At 48.0% G+C, this 17,014-nt stretch carries 18 protein-coding genes and 1 rRNA gene; 15 read left to right on the top strand and 4 right to left on the bottom strand.

Annotated elements, in window-relative coordinates; all coding sequences use genetic code 11:
* The 9 genes from rrf to ACO0K2_RS14745 all read left to right on the top strand — a co-directional run.
* Positions 1 to 93: ribosomal RNA gene (gene rrf / locus ACO0K2_RS14785) — 5S ribosomal RNA — on the top strand; the annotation flags it as partial.
* An 874-nt stretch (positions 94 to 967) separates the two neighbouring features.
* Entirely contained in the window at positions 968 to 1,471 is a 504-nt protein-coding gene (locus ACO0K2_RS14780; protein WP_423020119.1) for a hypothetical protein, read from the top strand.
* Between the two features lie 264 nt (positions 1,472 to 1,735).
* Positions 1,736 to 2,545, top strand: coding sequence for a GIN domain-containing protein (locus ACO0K2_RS14775; protein WP_423020117.1), 810 nt, complete (start codon positions 1,736 to 1,738; stop codon positions 2,543 to 2,545).
* A 354-nt stretch (positions 2,546 to 2,899) separates the two neighbouring features.
* Positions 2,900 to 4,006, top strand: coding sequence for a substrate-binding domain-containing protein (locus ACO0K2_RS14770; RefSeq protein ID WP_423020115.1), 1,107 nt, complete (start codon positions 2,900 to 2,902; stop codon positions 4,004 to 4,006).
* 185 nt (positions 4,007 to 4,191) lie between these two features.
* Positions 4,192 to 5,475, top strand: a complete 1,284-nt coding sequence (locus ACO0K2_RS14765; protein ID WP_423020113.1) for a TIGR03862 family flavoprotein — start codon at positions 4,192 to 4,194, stop codon at positions 5,473 to 5,475.
* Between the two features lie 210 nt (positions 5,476 to 5,685).
* Positions 5,686 to 6,012, top strand: a complete 327-nt coding sequence (locus tag ACO0K2_RS14760; RefSeq protein WP_423020111.1) for a PilZ domain-containing protein — start codon at positions 5,686 to 5,688, stop codon at positions 6,010 to 6,012.
* A gap of 101 nt (positions 6,013 to 6,113) precedes the next feature.
* Positions 6,114 to 6,617 carry a YbaK/EbsC family protein gene (locus tag ACO0K2_RS14755; RefSeq protein WP_423020109.1) on the top strand — a complete coding sequence of 168 codons (504 nt, stop codon included), beginning with the start codon at positions 6,114 to 6,116 and terminating at the stop codon, positions 6,615 to 6,617.
* Positions 6,618 to 6,631: 14 nt separating this feature from the next.
* Positions 6,632 to 6,838, top strand: a complete 207-nt coding sequence (locus tag ACO0K2_RS14750) for a DUF1289 domain-containing protein (protein WP_423020107.1) — start codon at positions 6,632 to 6,634, stop codon at positions 6,836 to 6,838.
* 24 nt (positions 6,839 to 6,862) lie between these two features.
* The gene (locus tag ACO0K2_RS14745) at positions 6,863 to 7,780 is read left to right on the top strand and encodes an MBL fold metallo-hydrolase (RefSeq protein WP_423020105.1); all 918 of its coding nucleotides are present in this window, start codon (positions 6,863 to 6,865) and stop codon (positions 7,778 to 7,780) included.
* 41 nt (positions 7,781 to 7,821) lie between these two features.
* Here ACO0K2_RS14745 and ACO0K2_RS14740 read toward each other — a convergent pair whose 3' ends face one another.
* Together ACO0K2_RS14740 and ACO0K2_RS14735 are read right to left on the bottom strand one after the other, a co-directional pair.
* Positions 7,822 to 8,676, bottom strand: coding sequence for an enoyl-CoA hydratase-related protein (locus ACO0K2_RS14740; RefSeq protein ID WP_423020103.1), 855 nt, complete (start codon positions 8,674 to 8,676; stop codon positions 7,822 to 7,824).
* A 29-nt stretch (positions 8,677 to 8,705) separates the two neighbouring features.
* Positions 8,706 to 9,359 carry a TetR/AcrR family transcriptional regulator gene (locus tag ACO0K2_RS14735; RefSeq protein WP_423020101.1) on the bottom strand — a complete coding sequence of 218 codons (654 nt, stop codon included), beginning with the start codon at positions 9,357 to 9,359 and terminating at the stop codon, positions 8,706 to 8,708.
* Positions 9,360 to 9,485: 126 nt separating this feature from the next.
* Between ACO0K2_RS14735 and ACO0K2_RS14730 the strand changes: the two genes are divergently transcribed.
* From ACO0K2_RS14730 to ACO0K2_RS14715, 4 genes are all read left to right on the top strand, one after another.
* Entirely contained in the window at positions 9,486 to 10,463 is a 978-nt protein-coding gene (locus ACO0K2_RS14730) for an NAD(P)H-dependent flavin oxidoreductase (protein ID WP_423020098.1), read from the top strand.
* Positions 10,464 to 10,608: 145 nt separating this feature from the next.
* Positions 10,609 to 11,736 carry a carbonic anhydrase gene (locus ACO0K2_RS14725; RefSeq protein WP_423020096.1) on the top strand — a complete coding sequence of 376 codons (1,128 nt, stop codon included), beginning with the start codon at positions 10,609 to 10,611 and terminating at the stop codon, positions 11,734 to 11,736.
* A 156-nt stretch (positions 11,737 to 11,892) separates the two neighbouring features.
* A complete protein-coding gene (locus ACO0K2_RS14720; protein ID WP_423020094.1) occupies positions 11,893 to 12,060 on the top strand; it encodes a hypothetical protein in 168 nt (55 codons plus the stop codon).
* A 135-nt stretch (positions 12,061 to 12,195) separates the two neighbouring features.
* Entirely contained in the window at positions 12,196 to 13,035 is an 840-nt protein-coding gene (locus tag ACO0K2_RS14715; RefSeq protein ID WP_423020092.1) for a Rossmann-like and DUF2520 domain-containing protein, read from the top strand.
* Here the strand turns inward: ACO0K2_RS14715 and ACO0K2_RS14710 are convergent.
* Positions 13,020 to 14,495 carry a sensor domain-containing diguanylate cyclase gene (locus ACO0K2_RS14710; RefSeq protein WP_423020090.1) on the bottom strand — a complete coding sequence of 492 codons (1,476 nt, stop codon included), beginning with the start codon at positions 14,493 to 14,495 and terminating at the stop codon, positions 13,020 to 13,022. The genes ACO0K2_RS14715 and ACO0K2_RS14710 overlap by 16 nt on opposite strands.
* 224 nt (positions 14,496 to 14,719) lie before the next feature.
* On the bottom strand, positions 14,720 to 15,238 hold the full coding sequence (locus ACO0K2_RS14705; protein WP_423020088.1) for a glycine zipper 2TM domain-containing protein: 519 nt from the start codon (positions 15,236 to 15,238) through the stop codon (positions 14,720 to 14,722).
* Between the two features lie 329 nt (positions 15,239 to 15,567).
* Here ACO0K2_RS14705 and ACO0K2_RS14700 point away from each other — a divergent pair, with 329 nt between their 5' ends.
* Positions 15,568 to 15,957, top strand: a complete 390-nt coding sequence (locus tag ACO0K2_RS14700) for an MAPEG family protein (protein ID WP_423020086.1) — start codon at positions 15,568 to 15,570, stop codon at positions 15,955 to 15,957.
* 13 nt (positions 15,958 to 15,970) lie between these two features.
* Entirely contained in the window at positions 15,971 to 16,981 is a 1,011-nt protein-coding gene (locus tag ACO0K2_RS14695) for an AI-2E family transporter (protein ID WP_423020084.1), read from the top strand.
* Positions 16,982 to 17,014 lie beyond the last annotated feature (33 nt).

The following is a 17,014-nucleotide window of genomic DNA, read 5'->3' as shown; positions in this document are numbered from 1 at the left end:
GGTACCACCCCTTCCCATCCCGAACAGGACCGTGAAACGACTCTGCGCCAATGATAGTGCTGCAACCAGTGTGAAAGTAGGTTATCGTCAGGCTCCCTATTGCTACCCCTCTCTGCTATCGCAGTGAGGGGTTTTGCTTTTGTGCGCTCCGATTGGGGTGTTCAAATAAAGGCTAAAGGCTAAAGGCTAGAGGCTAGAGGCGTTCAGATTGGGGCGTACAGATCAGGTATCAGACTGAAGCGCTCAGGCTTAGATGCTCACCATCAGTCGCTTGTAAGTCCCGCATCGTTATGGCTCTGGGATGTTCAAAATCCAAATCCCACACCCTCCAATCCTCAGATTCTCTGACAATCAAACTACCAAACCCTAAAATCTACAGACTCTCACACTCTCACACTCTCACACTCTCACACTCTCACACTCTCACACTCTCAGACTCTCAGACTCTCAGACTCTCAAATTCTCAAAATTCTCAAATTCTCAACTTCTCAACTTCTCAACTTCTCAACTTCTCAATTTCTCAATTTCTCAATTTCTCAATTTCTCAATTTCTGGGACAATCAAACCACTAAACCATCTACCTCTCAACCTTCACTCGTCGAATCTCCCTAACACCCACCACCCACCATACTTCTTTTCTCTTCTTTCGAGAACCAATCACCACATCTCATTCCCTTAGCCATTCATCGGTGAACCTTATGCATCCATCGCTCTCCGGGGCAGGTCGCTATTCTCCTAGGGACCCACCGCATTTTTAATCACACCCTTTGAGCCCTAACCCTTCTCACTTTTTCTCATTCCCCCGCGGTCGAACCCTGAGTCTTGCCCTCCAATTTTTCTCACCGTCGTAAATATGAATCAAAGCGATCGGTCAACATCGTTGTATTGATAAAAAACTTGCGGAGTTAACTGTTTCGTATAAAACTTTACGCTTCTATGTTGATTTCGCCAAAACGGAGCTTTAATCATGATGACTGTCCCAATCGTGATGGATATAGAAGCCTCCGGCTTTGGTGCCGGTAGCTATCCCATTGAAATAGGATTCTCTCGTCGTCATGGCGAAGGGTGGTGTACGCTTATTCGGCCTGAGGATGATTGGCAGCATTGGGATGCACATGCGGCTCAGGTACATCGAATTCCGCGGGAGATACTCGTCGAGCGCGGTCGTCCTGCCAGCCAGGTCGCTCAACATTTAAATCAGCTTCTCGTTGGGCAAACAGTCTACACAGATGGTTGGGCGCACGATTATGTGTGGCTAGCGAGACTCTTTGATGCTGCTGAGCAGCAGCCGCACTTCAGGCTCGCTGACTTTCGAGAGATCATTTCCCCTCGTCAGGAAGAACTGTGGCATCAGACGAAAAGCCAGGTTGAGATCGATCTCAACGTTAATCGCCATCGCGCTAGTAACGATGCGCGGATTCTACAGCTGACGTGGTTACGCACTTATGATGCGAGCCGCTTACTCCATTAGCCGTCCTCTTTGTCGAAGTCATTCCTCACGCGGTGTTACTCTGCCGAAGGAGTGAATCCCGATTTCCGGATCATCTCCTCAATTCTGCTTTTCATCCCTCGCGTTTGACGCACTATCGCAAGCCGTTCGCATCAAGCATGAAAGACCCCTATTCTTATCTTACGAAACCAATTTGTGTTTCTCGTACTGGTGAACTTTTGGTTTGCCAGTGCTCGTTTTTTGATAAGAACATAGGTGCTGGAGCACCTTGTTATCTTGGAGCTGATGATGAAAACGACCAACGTGAAATCAAGACTCATCGCCGTTTGTTTTTGTATTGCGAGTGGCCTCTGTATTTTTTCTGACGTCGCCTATGCACAAGTTACCGTCGACACGCACGGTGGGCAAGCCAGGGAGCGTCGTGAATTAACAGCCAATGTGACGAACGTCGTGATGAGTGGGCCAATGCAATTAATGCTTCGATCCAGCTTACAGCCAGCGTTATTTATTCAAGGCGATCCGAAATTGGTTGAAAAAGTCACGACGCGCATTGAGGGAAATACGCTTTACATTGGAACAAGAGGTATTTTTGTTGCTGTTGGCAAGATGCCGGCACCTGTTGTTGAGTTGAGCTTGTCCTCTCTTGAAAAGCTGGCTTTGTCTGGTAGTGGCCCAGTGTTAGTACAAGAAATGAAGGGAAATACCCTAGATATTGATTCACGTGGAAGTGGTGACCTCTCTATGACCGCTCTGTTTCAAAAAATAAGCGTGAAGGCATTGGGCAGTGGCAGCGTCAAGTTACGAGTGACAAACAGTCAAGACACGACAGTGTTGTCGCGCGGCTCAGGGAGTATTTCGCTGGAGGGAAAAACGACACAATTACACGCAGATGTCCTTGGTTCGGGTGGGCTGAATGCTATCGCACTCGAATCCAACGGTGCGACGATCCAGATGTCTGGTTCAGGCGATGTCGCGGTTAATGTGATTGAAGAGATCAAAGCCGCGATAACGGGAAGTGGTCAATGTCAGATCCAAGGAAACCCCTCGCGGAGAGTGATTCAGCACACTGGCTCTGGTCAGGTCATTTGGCGTTAATCATCTGAAATGACGTATAAACGCGGGTTATATGCGTCATTTTCAGCGATCGTTTCTTTACTTGCCAATATATTTAAACGCAATGTTTGTTGTAAAATTGCCTCTTGGTAAATAAATATTAATTTTTAAATAATATAAAAAGTTTGTTGAAAGCTAAAAAAACCATCAAAAATTCAAAGATAATCCTAATATGCAAAATTAAACCCTAATGCTCTTCTGTTGTGGATGTGACTATATTTGTGTGGAAATTTTTCTGTAATAATCAGCGCGCGGCTGTAAGTATTTGTTTCATAAGTGAACTGTTTTACCCGCGCAAGACAACGCGGGTTTGCTCTCAACCTGACCCCCAGAACTATGACCACTATCAACAGTAAGTGCCTGACAGCGTTGTTTTTAGCAGTTTGTTTGATTCCCAGTGCGTTCGCACAAGAAAATCCGATGCAATTTTTGAGTAATGCGAACGCCAAAGTGGCGCGTGCAGCGGCGGTCAAGAATCGTTGGGAAGGACCCATCGATAGTCCCAAATTGCAAAAGAAAAAAAAGATTATCTTTATTGGCGGTGATATGAGCGATGCAGGCACTGCCGCCGTCTTTAATGGAGTGAGAGAGGCCTCAGCTGCCGGTGGGTGGGAGACCTTATTTATCGATTGTCGCGGGCGTTGCAATCAGGGAGCTGCAATTATTACCCAAGCAATCGCGATGAAGGCGGACGGTATTATTTTGGCTGGTGTTGACGCGGGAACGCAGTCAAAAGGGCTGACTGCAGCCGCCAACGCAAAAGTGCCTGTCGTAGGTTGGCATGCCTCTGTAAAAAGTGGTGCTGTTGATGGCTTATTCACCAATATTACATCTAATCCCAAAGAAGTTGCTCAACTCGCGGCGTTGTACACGGTGGTTGAGTCGAATAACAAAGCGGGTATCGTTGTTTTCACCGATTCGACAAACCCCTACATGTTGGCGAAATCGAATGCCATCGTCGAGACAATTAAGCAATGTGAAGGATGTCGCTTGTTGAGTGTCGAGGATGTGGCAATGAATGATGCCTATCTCAAAATGCACGGCGTCGTCGAGAATTTAGTGAAACGACATGGTGCAAAATGGAGCCATGTCATTGCAGTGAATGACTACTACTTTGATCTTCTGAACGCTTCGACGATTGCACCATTGGTTGCGTCTAATAAACTTGTTGGCGTGTCGGCAGGAGATGGGTCACCGACTGCATATAAACGTATCCGTACCAATGATATTCAGACCGGTACCGTTCCTGAGCCGCTTTCTTTACATGCTTGGCAATTGGTCGATGAGCTTAATCGCGCCATGACAGGCCAACAGCCCAGTGGATATGTGACACCAGTTCATTTGGTGACTGCACAAAATATTGCTTATGATGGTGGCGTTAAAAACACCTTTGATCCTGCGAACGATTATCGCAACCACTACCAACAGAGCTGGTTAAAATAACGATCGACCACCGTGCTTTTCGAGAAGCTACGTTGACGTAAAAGCCAAATAACGGAATCACATCGTGCTTCTCAACGCGCTATGTGGTTTTCATGGAGCCTAGAGAGGGCGTATGATAGCGCCCCGCCCATTGATTTCATCGGGTGCGTTTATTATTGAGCTCCAAGTTACTGTCGATCTTACCCATGCAAACAAGTCTTCCTGCCTCGCGTCCGTTGTCCGCGCTCTTGTCAACCAAGCACGTCATTGTTGTTGGCGGTGGACCGGCAGGTCTCATGGCTGCTGATACGTTGTCACAACAGGGCGTACGGGTGGATGTATATGACGCGATGGCAACTGTAGGTCGAAAATTTCTGCTTGCAGGTAAGGGGGGAATGAATCTTACCCACTCAGAGGACTTTGCCGCCTTTCTCTCCCGTTACGGCAATCGCGCAGGTGATCTGGCAGCGATATTAACGTCCTTTGATGCCACGGCAGTGCGCGCGTGGGCGAAATCATTGGGTATTGAGACTTTTGTTGGTAGTTCGGGGCGCGTTTTTCCTGTGGATATGAAAGCCGCGCCATTACTTCGGGTGTGGCTGCATCAACTCCGCGAACAAGGCGTGCAATTTCAAATGAAACATCGGTGGATCGGCTGGTCTGACGATGCCTCACATTTGGTATTCGCCACACCTGATGGATCCCATGAGGCACGTGCTGATGCGGTGATCCTCGCTTTGGGCGGGGGGAGTTGGGCGCGTCTTGGATCGGACGGTAAATGGGTCGAACTCTTGCAGCAACGTGGTGTTGAAGTTGCTCCACTGCAGCCAGCCAATTGCGGTTTCGACCTCGAGTGGAGTCCTTTTTTTAAAGAAAAATTTGCAGGTAGCCCGGTGCTCACCGTTGCTGCGCGGGTGGCGGGATCCCTAGATGGAATGCGGAAGGGGCAATTTGTCATTACCGAGGGGGGAGTAGAAGGGAGTTTGATTTACGCCTTGTCATCGGCACTGCGTGAACAGATCAACACAGCAGGCTATGCGACGCTGGAGCTCGATCTGATGCCTGATACTAGCCTAGAGAAACTACAGAAATTGCTCAGCGCGGGTCGCGGTTCGCGTTCCTTTTCAAGCTATCTAAAAACGACGCTCAAATTGGATGCACTGAAAGTAGCGTTGTTATACGAAATACTGTCAAAAGAGCAAATGCAGTCATCTGCTGAACTGAGTTTGTGGATAAAGAAATTACCTATACGCTTGCTTGCACCACGTCCCATTGATGAAGCAATCAGCAGTGCCGGAGGTGTCACATTTGAAGCATTGACACCAGAGGGGATGCTCAAGGCTTGTCACAATGTATTTTGTGCAGGCGAAATGTTGGATTGGGAAGCGCCTACTGGGGGGTATTTGTTAACTGCCTGTTTGGCAAGCGGCAAAGCAACGGCAAACCAACTGCTTCAGCAATGGATAGCGAGCACGGCGGCAGCGTCGTGACCCTCAAGTTGTACGCGAGCATCTCTGTTGATTATCGTTGGTGATGAGAACGTATTTGCCTATGCTTCATGCCTTATTGAAAAACAAATAAGCTGACGATCAATAAAATCACCGTTTTTGAGAATCCACCTGCAAGTAAGCACGATTAGTTGTTACAATCTTGCTTTTGCCGTTTAGCAAAATTCCTGATTCGATGTATTGACCGTTTTTATGAGTGACTCCAGAACTTCCCCGCGTCTTGCGGTTGCATGGCGGGCTGCTATCCAGATAGCGGCAGGTCGTATTGTGCCTGCAAAAATCATCAATTTTTCTGCTGCTGGTATCCAAATTCAAACGAGCGTTATGCTCAGAGAAAAGCAGACTTATCCGATGATGATGGAAGTCCCGAGCCACAAAGATGCGTCAGCCCGTACTCAAGTCGTTTGCAAAGGCACTTGTCAATACACCATCTTGAGTGGCAATGAATATCGTGCTGGAATGAAATGCACTGATTTCCCGCCACAACATCGAGAATTGCTCGAAAGCTGGGGCGGATAAGTCGATTAGCAAACCTTTATCAATGAACAGCGGGTCTCGTTTGAGTGTGTTATAAACGATAAAAAGAGGTTTTTTATCCGATATGCGATCCCCTGACTTCAATGATGAATATTGCCAACGCCCCCTCTGATTTACCCGAATCGTCCCAGCGTGTTGCCAGCTTGTTAGCGAGCATTAGGCACGATCAGTCTATTGTAGTACTTCCTGCATCTGGAAAAACTGCCGCAGAGGCTGCTGCCGGTTTGGGCTGTCATGTGGCTGAGATTGCAAAATCGATTGTCTTTCGCCGATTGACGGATGATGCGGGTGTGATGGTCGTCGCGAGCGGTATCAACCGTGTTGATGTTGAGAAGGTCGCCGCCATTGTTGGTCCCCTAGGGAAGGCCGATGCGCGTTTCGTTCGAGAAAAAACCGGCTACGCGATCGGTGGCGTCTGTCCGATCGGACATCCAGAAAAAACGATTCTACTGATCGATCAGGATTTATTGAAATACACAACCATATGGGTGGCGGCAGGGCATCCCCATGCGGTTTTTAGCTTGTCTCCCCAACAATTAATCGCGATGACCCATGCACCTGTCGCCGACGTCGCGTTGCTTTCTTGAATTGAATCCGCATTATGAGTATTTTGTACGACTTTGAACCAAGCACAGCCTCTCCGGCGGAACCGGTACCATCACCTTGTGTCGGCGTTTGTAGAATGGACGAGCAGGCGGGCTGGTGTGCCGGTTGTTTCCGTACTTTGGATGAGTTACGTGGTTGGGGTACGGCCAGCAATGAACGTAAATTAGAGATCTGGCATCAGGTCAAGCACCGCTTATTTTAACGATGTTATTTTGAGAGTGATTTGATGAGCGATACTGCGTTTTCACTTCCGGCTGGAATACACCTGTTTGAACGTGGTTGGTTATCGTCCAATAACATTCTCTTCGTCAGCGATACTGAAACAGCGTTAGTGGATAGCGGCTATGTTCGGCACGCCCCACAAACCTTAGCCTTGGTTGAGAACGTTTTGCAGGGGCGCAAACTCGATCTGCTGATTAACACCCACCTGCATTCTGATCACTGCGGCGGCAACGCACTCTTACAACAAACCTATCGCTGTCACACCCTCATTCCAGCGGCGGATAGAGCCATTGTGGACGAGTGGGATACAGCGCAACTCTCGTTTGACGCGACAGGGCAAGAGTGCCCACGGTTTGTCGCGAACGATGGATTATTAGACGGTTCCTCTCTCCAACTCGGATCGCTCCAATGGCACGTATTCGCGGCGCCTGGTCATGATCCTCATTCGGTGGTTTTGTATTGTGCACAAGAAGGATTGCTGATCTCAGCAGATGCCTTATGGGAGAACGGCTTCGGCGTCATTTTTCCAGAATTAGAAGGTGCGTCTGGATTCGCTGAACAAGCGGCGATTTTGCAATTGATTGAAGAACTCGATGTTCGGCTTGTCATCCCGGGGCATGGTGCAGCCTTCACCGACAAACAAGCAGCGATTGATCGCGCGCGTAGCCGACTCGATTATCTGGCGGCCGATCCCAAACGCAACGCGCGCAACGCTGTGAAAGTCTTGATCGCGTTTTTGTTGCTGGATCGACGTCAATTAAGCATGACGCAGCTCGTACAAATGATCGCCGATGTACGAATGATGCGTTTAGCCGTAGAACAACTGGCGACCCCTATCGATCTGCTGTTGCCACAGTTGATTCAGGAGCTCATCAGGGCAGGAGCTGCTCGCCTCGAGGGCGAGCACATTGTGAGTACATAATCCCGAGAACTTACACGCTCGTTCGGTGTGTGTTCAGGACCTTATTTGAGCTGGTACGGTGCATCATTGAATGATGAGACTGGCGCCAAGTCGGCGTAATTGGTTGGGCGATTTTGTTGCTTGGCCATGAACGCTTCCATCAGATTTTCACTTTGCCAAATGCCTGATTGTAGCCAGCCCATTTGTTGGAGCGCATCGTGTGTGCTGTGATCACGTGCATAGTGAATGGCCTGCTTGCTTCCCCAGATCGCTACCGGTGGTTTTTCAGTGATCTCCTTCGCCATTTGTAATGCTGCTTCTAACATTGCTTCGGGGGTGTCAAAGACGTCGTTGACGAGACCGCATTGGAGTGCCCGCTGCGCATTGAGGCGTCGACCTGTATAGGCCATCTCATGCACGATACCCTCAGGGATGAGTTTCGGTAGACGTTGTAAGGTACCCAAGTCAGCTGTCATTCCGATATTAATTTCTTGAATACAGAAAAATGCGTTACTTGTCGCCAAGCGAATATCCGCTGCGCAAACCAAATCCACCCCACCTCCAATACACCCGCCCTGAATGGCAGTAATAACAGGCATGCGTAATTGCTCGATCAGATTAAACGATTGATGCATGTCATTGAGGATCAGCGCAATATTGGCCCGACCTACCGCTTTATTGTCATCGAGAGAAATGCCGCCGCCCGCAAAGACATCCAATGCCATCCCAGCGGTGAAATGCTTGCCGCTGGAAGAAATAACCAATACCCGTGCCGACGCCTGCTGTTGGAGTTCTTTCAGAATCGTTACCAACTCTTTAAAAAACACGGGCTGCATTGTATTGAGGCTATCCGGACGACTAAAACGCAGATGGGCGATTTTATTGTCGATGCTAAATTCAAAACATTGATAAGTCATAAACAGTCCTAGGAGGGTGGTTGTGGTGGTTACTGTGTTGAATGCGTCGTTGGGTGCTGAAGAGAAAATAAAACGGCGCGCACGGCTGATTGGAACAGGGTATCTGCATGCGTCTGTTTGAGGTAAAACCCTTTTAATTCTAGGCTGATCACACCGTGCATGGCTGCCCACATCAGTCGCGCTGCAGCACTGGCGCTGCTGACAGGTAAGCTGCCGTGTTGCATGCAATACTGAAACTCAGCAATAAGCGGAGTAAAACTCTCCCATGCGGCGATACGTGAGGCTTCAGGTGGTACGAAACCCGCAATGGCATCACCAAACATCACCATGTAATAGCTAGGATAGCGTCGAGCGAACGCATGGTAATAATTGGCATACAAATGCAAACTGTCGATGCCGCGAGCAACCGGTGCGCCAGCTTGTTGTGCTGCATAGGCTGGGAATTCGCGCCGATAGAGGGCAAATCCCTCGAGATATAGTGCGTTAGATAAGCCGTCTTTACCACCAAAAATAGAATAGAGCAGCGTCGTTGAGCAATTGACCGCATCGGCAACCCGACGAACCGTCAACGCTGCTGCACCCTCTTCGAGTAATAAACGGCTGGCTGCTTCGAGCATGCCTTCACGCATCGAATGTCTTAATGCTTCCTGTTCTTGACGAAAGTCGACGAGCTTAGATTTCATGGCGAGAGAGAAAATACAAGGATTTAAAAAAACAACGTTTTTTCTGATAACATCATATCAGCCGTGATCATCAAAGAGCAACAAAACCAACAAATAACGTAAACCAACCCTGTGTGGAGACTCATTATGTCCAGCAATGCGCATTTACCGACCGTATTACAACGCCTCGCGTTACCCGTGATTGCCTCACCTTTATTTATTGCCAGTGGTCCAAAGCTTGTTGCTGCACAATGTAAAGCAGGTATTGTCGGTTCTTTCCCAGCACTCAATGCCCGTCCTGCAGAATTGCTCGACACTTGGCTCACTGAGCTCAAACAGGAATTGGCCGCGTATCAGGCTGCGCATCCAGAGGCGATTGTTGGTCCAATTGCGGTCAATCAAATTGTGCATCAGTCCAATGACCGTCTCGCCCATGATGTCGCGGTTTGTGTAAAACATCAGATTCCTATCATTATTTCTTCCTTACGTGCGCCGCCAAAAGAGATGCTTGATGCGATTCATAGTTATGGCGGTATCGTGCTGCATGATGTGATTTCTATTCGTCACGCGCAAAAAGCGTTAGAAGCAGGCGTCGATGGACTGATTCTGGTCGCCGCTGGCGCGGGTGGTCATGCGGGTGGCTTGTCACCGTTTGCATTGGTGGGTGAGGTACGCAAATTTTTTAAAGGCCCGATTGCGCTGTCTGGCTCGATTGCGACGGGAGATGCTATTTTGGCTGCGCAAGCAATGGGTGCCGATTTTGCCTACATTGGATCACGTTGGCTGGCGACACCCGAATCGAATGTGGATGATGCATATCGTCAGGCGATTCTGGAATCGACGGCGGCTGACATTGTGTACACGAATTTATTTACTGGTGTTCACGGTAATTACTTAAAGAAATCGATCGTTGCTGCTGGTCTCGATCCGGATAATTTGCCTGTTGCTGATAAGAGCAAAATGGATTTTGGTACAAGTGGCAATAAAGCAAAGGCGTGGCGCGATATTTGGGGTGCAGGTCAAGGTGTCGGGTTGATGGATGACACGCCGTCTGTTGCTGATGTTGTGGCGCGTTTTGCGACCGAGTATGCGGCCGCCAAAGCGCGTTTGTTGACAGGGAACTGAAGTGCCAAATAATGCCGGTTATTTCATGATCGGCATTATTTTGTAGGATTAAAAAGACAAGCTTCCGGCTAGTTCGCATCAAACAATTCAAGTTTAAAGAGAGATCTGCCGTAACCGGATTATCTTCTCTCATTCTTTTCTTATTATGCGCCGCTACTCCATCCTCCTGATTTCATTGTTGTTGGCGATTTCCGCTTCAGCGAGCGAAGAGTCGTCTTCTTCTGCGTCCAAGCCAATTAAACAGGCTTCATCTAAAGAGAAAGAAAAAGAGAAAGAAGAGTCTTCCAGCTCGTCAAAAGAAAAAGAGAAAGAAAGCAAAAAATCATCCAAAGAAGGAAAAGAAAGCAAGGACAGCAAAGAAAGCAAAGACGCGGCAAAGGAAGCGCTTGCAGCGGATGAACTGGCAGCAAAAATTGCCGAAAGATTAGCGATATTAAAAAAAGAAAAAGAATCAGTGAGCCCCGCAGCAGCGGCTCGTTCAGTGATGCGTCCTACTTATGCACCGCGTCGCGTTGAGGCACCGAAGCCGAAGGTGGAAATGACCCTCGAGGAAAAACATGGCGCAGCAGCAATCGCAGCAGCAATGGATGCACATGGTGCTGGCGGTTGGGCCTATCAGGGCGATAACGGTCCGCTCAGCTGGGGCAAATTAAGTCCCGCTAACGCTAAATGTGAATCGGGTGATCGTCAATCACCGATCGATATTCGCGATGGCATTAAAGTGAATCTTGATCCCATTGTTTTTGATTACCGATCTTCAGGATTTAATGTTGTTGATAATGGTCATACGATTCAGGTCAACGTTGGCGCTGGTAACTATATTACCGTCCTGGGGCGTAACTACGAATTAGTCCAATTTCATTTCCATAAACCGTCTGAAGAACGCGTGAATGGACGTAGCGCCGAAATGGTGATTCATCTTGTTCATAAAGATGCGGACGGAAAATTAGCCGTGGTTGCCGTATTAATTGAGCGCGGTAAACCACAAAGTGCGGTGCAGCAGGTGTGGAATAACCTGCCGTTAGAAAAGAATCAACCGCAAGAGGCAATGGCACCGTTAGACCTCAATCAATTACTTCCTGCAAAGCGCGACTACTTCACTTATATGGGGTCACTCACAACACCGCCATGTACCGAGGGCGTGTTATGGATGGTGATGAAAGAACCGATTGAATTATCATCTGAGCAATTGGCAATTTTTAATCGCTTGTATCCGATGAATGCGCGACCAATTCAAAAAACCAGTGGTCGTTTGATTAAAGAATCGAACTAAGTTGGTGTTGCGGAATAGTTTGCGGTTGTTACATTCCATCGTTTATCTGCTACATAGCCATACATCAACGCTGTCAACGAAAGTGGGCTCCAGACGCTTATAGATTCATCGGTCGTTACTTTATGTGCCGGTGATTACATGCTCAAGGAGCCCATCATGCGTACTCGTCAATCAACACTTTTCACCCTGATAGCCATCGTCGTTGCAACCGTCATGACGAGTGGATGCGTCGTGTGTGCGCCCGCACCACGTGGTTATGTCGTCGCACCCGTGCCTGTTGTTGTTGCGCCTGGTTGGGGCTTTCACGGAGGCCGTCATTGGTAGTCACGTTGGCAGAAGCCTCATTGCGCCTGATTTCGTGAGTGCATGTTTGTGATCTCTTGCTTGCGATATTCTCCATCATTTAGGCCATAATCTGATTCTTTAGCAGATTTAACATGGCGGGGAGTGCATACTAAGATGAAAACATTATCGATCATTGGTGCAGGCAAGGTAGGGAAAGTCTTTGGCCGACGCTTGCAGCAAGAACGCCAATTCACACTCACACAGGTCCTCAATCGTCGACTCGACAGCGCACAACGTGCTTGTGAATTTATCGGTGCTGACACGCAATTGGCATGCGCCGATGAGGCGCTCCTCAAACCTTCTGACGTATGGATGTTGGCGGTCAGTGACGATCAGATTGCCTCAGTGTGCGAGAAGTTACAGCAACAGCAGTTATTGAACGCAGACAGTATTGTGTTTCATTGCAGCGGCGCGAAAGCATCTACGGAGCTGAGTGCCGCCTTGGCGTGCGGTTCTGCGGTTGCCAGTATTCACCCAGTTGCGAGTTTTGCAGATCCGGAGCAGGTCGCTCAGCATTTTCAAGGGACCATCTGTAGCATTGAGGGAGAACAACGGGCGTTAGATGTCTTGATCCCTGCACTTAATGCCATTGGTGCGCGAGTCGTTGAGATCAGCGCAGATACTAAATTGCTCTACCACGCTGGTTCTGTTTTAGCGAGTAACTATCTGGTGACGCTACTCGATACAGCATTACGCGCTTATCAAGCAGCCGGTGTACCCGCTGAATTAGCTTTGGCGATGGCGGCACCATTGGCACGCCAATCGATGGAAAACGTCTTTGCACTCGGTGCGGCAAAGGCATTGACTGGTCCGATTGCTCGAGGGGACATGCACACGGTCGTCAAGCAGCAGGAAGTGGTCCAACAATGGGATGTCAAAGCGGGCCGAGTATATGAGGCATTTATTTCGCCAACGCAGGATCTGGCACTGTTAAAACATCATTCTGAGAAATAAACACTGTTACGGCCATTTTTCTTTGCTTGTGCCAATGCTTCATCGGCACGATCAAAGACACTGTCTTCCGTTTCGTTTTCACGGCATTCAGCCACGCCCATACTAACCGTGATACTGAGCCGTGTTCTGGTCAGATCCGTGGTGCGTGAAAAATCGTTGGCCGCGATGGTGCTGCGCAAATTTTCAGCAATCGATGTTGCTTTTTCTAGGGTGCAGTTTTTAAGTAAGATCAAAAACTCTTCGCCACCCCAACGACAAATGACGTCGCTTTCGCGCAGGGATCGTTTCGAAATCGCGGCGATTTCTCGGAGTACATGATCACCGACTTGGCGTCCTTGTTTGTCGTTGATTTTTTTGAAAAAATCGATGTCGAGCAAGAGGACGCACATCGGTTGTCGTGACCGCTCGGCATCGAGCAGGGCCTGCTGAAAAATGAAATCAAACGCGTGACGATTTAAGAGATTCGTGAGTGTGTCGGTCGTCGCTGATTTTTCGAGTCTTGTTTCGTATTTTTTGATCACAAAAAAAGCCATCAGCGTCAACACGATGGTCAATGTGAGACCCGCTGCGAGGTTGCATATTAAGACGTTCAATAGTGGCTGGAGTGCAGCGTCCTTATTTTTGTCGATAATTAACTGCCACCCTAATTCAGGGAGTGCTCTGATATTCACAAAATGAGCACTGGTTTCGCTGCTGTATTGAAGTGCTACTGGGATATTCTTTTTATTGCCCAAGATGGTTGCAGCGATTGTTTTGATGCCATCCGTGTTGTTGAGGTTGTCGCGACGAAACTCAGCACGGTTTCCTGTTAGGACGGCATCACCGTGTTTATCGACGATGTAAATTGAACTATGAAAGTAATTCTCGTTGCGATCGATGACATTCTTCAATAAGTCTGCATTGATATTGATGCCGTGCAGGCCGATGATCCCAATGAATTTTCCACTCGGATCAAGGAGTTTGTAATTGATTGTCATGCTCATCACATCGTGATTGAGCGGGTCGGTATCAATGTTGACTTCGGAGGGTATTTTTAAATTTCTGAATTGGAAGTACCAATTATCGCGTGGCTCTGTAATGCTTAATGTTTTGATGTTGCCCGTGCTGGAATAGAGATGTCTGCTTTGTTCCGAAACGAGGATGCTTTCGCGAGCATTGTGTTTATTTTTAATGTCTTTCAGAAATTGGGTAAGTTGTTCTGTATCCGCCTCGCCATTGATTAACCAGTCTCGTGCGAAAACGTTATTGGCGAGTTGTGCGACGGCCGATGGACGTAAAAAAGTTTTTTGATATTCTGAAGTGAGATGGTCGCTGAGCGCAGGCAAGCTTTGCTCAGTGATGGACTGGGTCAATGTATTTTGCCCAATAAAAAAACTGGCAACCTGTGTGCCAGTAAATCCAATAACCAGAATCAGAAATAGCCATATCAGCCGACCATATTTTTTTAACTTGTTTTTCATGAGCTGTAGACGGAGGGTGAGCAATAATTTTGCTGTATGATCATACTATAAACCCATGCGTTTTCCGCTCAATATCACGTCGGATTAAAGTTGTTTTGAGGCAATATTCGTGAAAAATGCCGCAGAGAGCGGCATTTTGCGTATTTTTACAACAGCGGGTCTCAATGTTGACAGAACACTTCCTCCTCAGGAAATATCCTTTTTGAGTCCTCTTTGTGCCTTATTTAAGGCAGTGGCGTGATTGAAACACGCAGACGAAGACGAGAACCTGGATCGTACGGCATCATCGAAGTATAGCTACGACCGTTGTACTCATACGTCACTGCGTACCCATTGGTACGTGTTTGCCAGTTATCCACATTACGGCATTGACGTACAGGACGTGTGGTATAGCCTGGTGGCTGATTATTGTTGTTATCAACGCGATCACCCACGATTGCCCCAGTGATTGCCCCCGCTGCTGCCGCAGCGATACGACCATTGCCGCCGCCGACTTGGCTACCTAACAAACCACCTGCGATACCACCAATGATGCCGCCTGCATTACTCCGCTCTTGGGGTTGTTGCACGTTTTCATAGACAGTTTGACATTCCTGGCGAGGAATATTGACCTGCTCAACTTGGGGCACGACGTTGACTACGCGTGCATATTCTTCAAAATCAGCCGCTTGAACAGTCGGCGCCATCAATGCAACGCCCAGAATGGTTGCGGAGAGAGACAGTGTTTTTAGTGTCGTTTTCATTTTGTATTCCTCGATGCAATTGTCATCAATTAGTCAGCATTTAACGCTTAAAGTTCCCCAAAAGATGACAACAACAAAAAATAGTTTTATGTGGGTAACGGGATGAAGCAAGCGAAATATCGACCATCACGAAAGTGATTATTGCCAAAATAACAGTTCAGAGATTCTTGTAATTATTTTATTCAGCTTCATATCAGAAAGTGGAGCTGTATTCGTTACCCTCTATGTTAGGCTTAAACCCTGAAATGCTAGTCTTATTTGAGTATTTTTTAAGATGACCTTGCGCAATTGTCGTCAGGGCTGTTTGTTCAAATTTTGAGGGAGTCGGTATGCCATTTTTATGGACATCGTGGGTGAGCGTCGTCGTGTTGATGATGTATTTCTGGACGTTTTTTGTTGTTGGAAAAGCCCGCGGGAAGCATGGTGTCAAAGCACCATCGGTCGATGGACCTGACGACTTTTTATGTGCGTTGCGAGTCCAAAGTAATACCGTAGAGCAGCTCGTCTTTTTTGGTCCAGCGATGTGGCTCTGTGCGATGTGGTTGAGTGATCATTTCGCTGCCATTTTCGGAGCAATCTGGGTTGCGGGACGTATTGTCTATGCGATCAGCTACCTGAAAGATCCGAAAACAAGGGGGCCAGGATTTGTGATTTCGATGTTGGCGAGCGTCGTTTTGTTGCTTGGGGCGGTTGTCGGATTGACCGGACTCATTCATTAAGGGTATCAAGATAATGACCAATACAAAAATGTCTGCCTCGACGGTGGCTTCTTACGTCCTCATGGGCGGTGCTCTTTTCGTCGTTTTAAAGGCGGGATTGTTAGTCGCTTTATTTTCTGGGCTCCTGTTGTATTCGCTGATTCACCTCATGGCACCAATCATCGCTCGGATGGCCCATCAGCGTCGCCCTAGAATGGTCGCGGTAGCCGTGTTGGGGACCGTGTTGATCAGTACGCTCATCATCGCAGCGTGGGCGCTCCATGTGTTTTTGCGCTCTGATGGCGGAAATTTACATACGCTCTTGCAAAAACTGGCGGACATTATTGAAGCTTCACGCGGACAAGTTCCTGAATGGGTAAGTACCTACTTTCCAGAAGATGTCGGCGCGTTGCAGGAAATGATCACGCAATGGCTACGTGAGCACGCAGGCGAGGCCAAATTGCTTGTGCCAGAGGCAGGACATCTCATCGTTCATTTGATCTTAGGGATGATCATTGGGTGCATGGTTGTGCTACGTGAGACGCAAGAGACCGTTGAGAACAAGCCCTTTGCTGCCGCACTCCAGCAACGTATTGGTAATCTGGCGCTGATCTTCGAAAAAATTGTCTTTGCCCAAGTCAAGATATCTTTCATCAATACGTGTTTGGCCGCATTGTATTTATTGGTGATATTGCCTTTGTCCGGTGTTCATTTACCGTTGACGAAAACCATGATTGCCGTCACTTTCGTGGCGGGTTTAATCCCTGTGGCTGGAAATATTATCTCTAATACAATTTTGGTGATCATTGCGCTGTCCCATTCTCTCAATACAGCGATCGCTTCATTGGTGTTTATGGTAGTGGTACACAAGGCGGAATATTTCTTAAATGCCCGTATTATCGGAGCACAGGTGAATGCCAAAGCGTGGGAATTACTGACGGCAATTTTAGTGATGGAGACCTTGTTTGGTGTTCCGGGTCTGGTTGCTGCACCGGTTTTCTATGCGTTGCTCAAAAAGGAGTTGAGCGACAATGGTTTGGTCTGATTAGTGCCATAATGGAGGTCTGTAAACGGTTTG

The sequence above is a fragment of the Undibacterium sp. MH2W genome (genome assembly GCF_049340215.1).
In the GTDB taxonomy this organism is placed as follows: Bacteria; Pseudomonadota; Gammaproteobacteria; order Burkholderiales; family Burkholderiaceae_D; genus Undibacterium.
The sequence above is the reverse complement of the archived record's forward strand: the minus strand, read 5'-3'. Positions and strand labels throughout refer to the sequence as shown.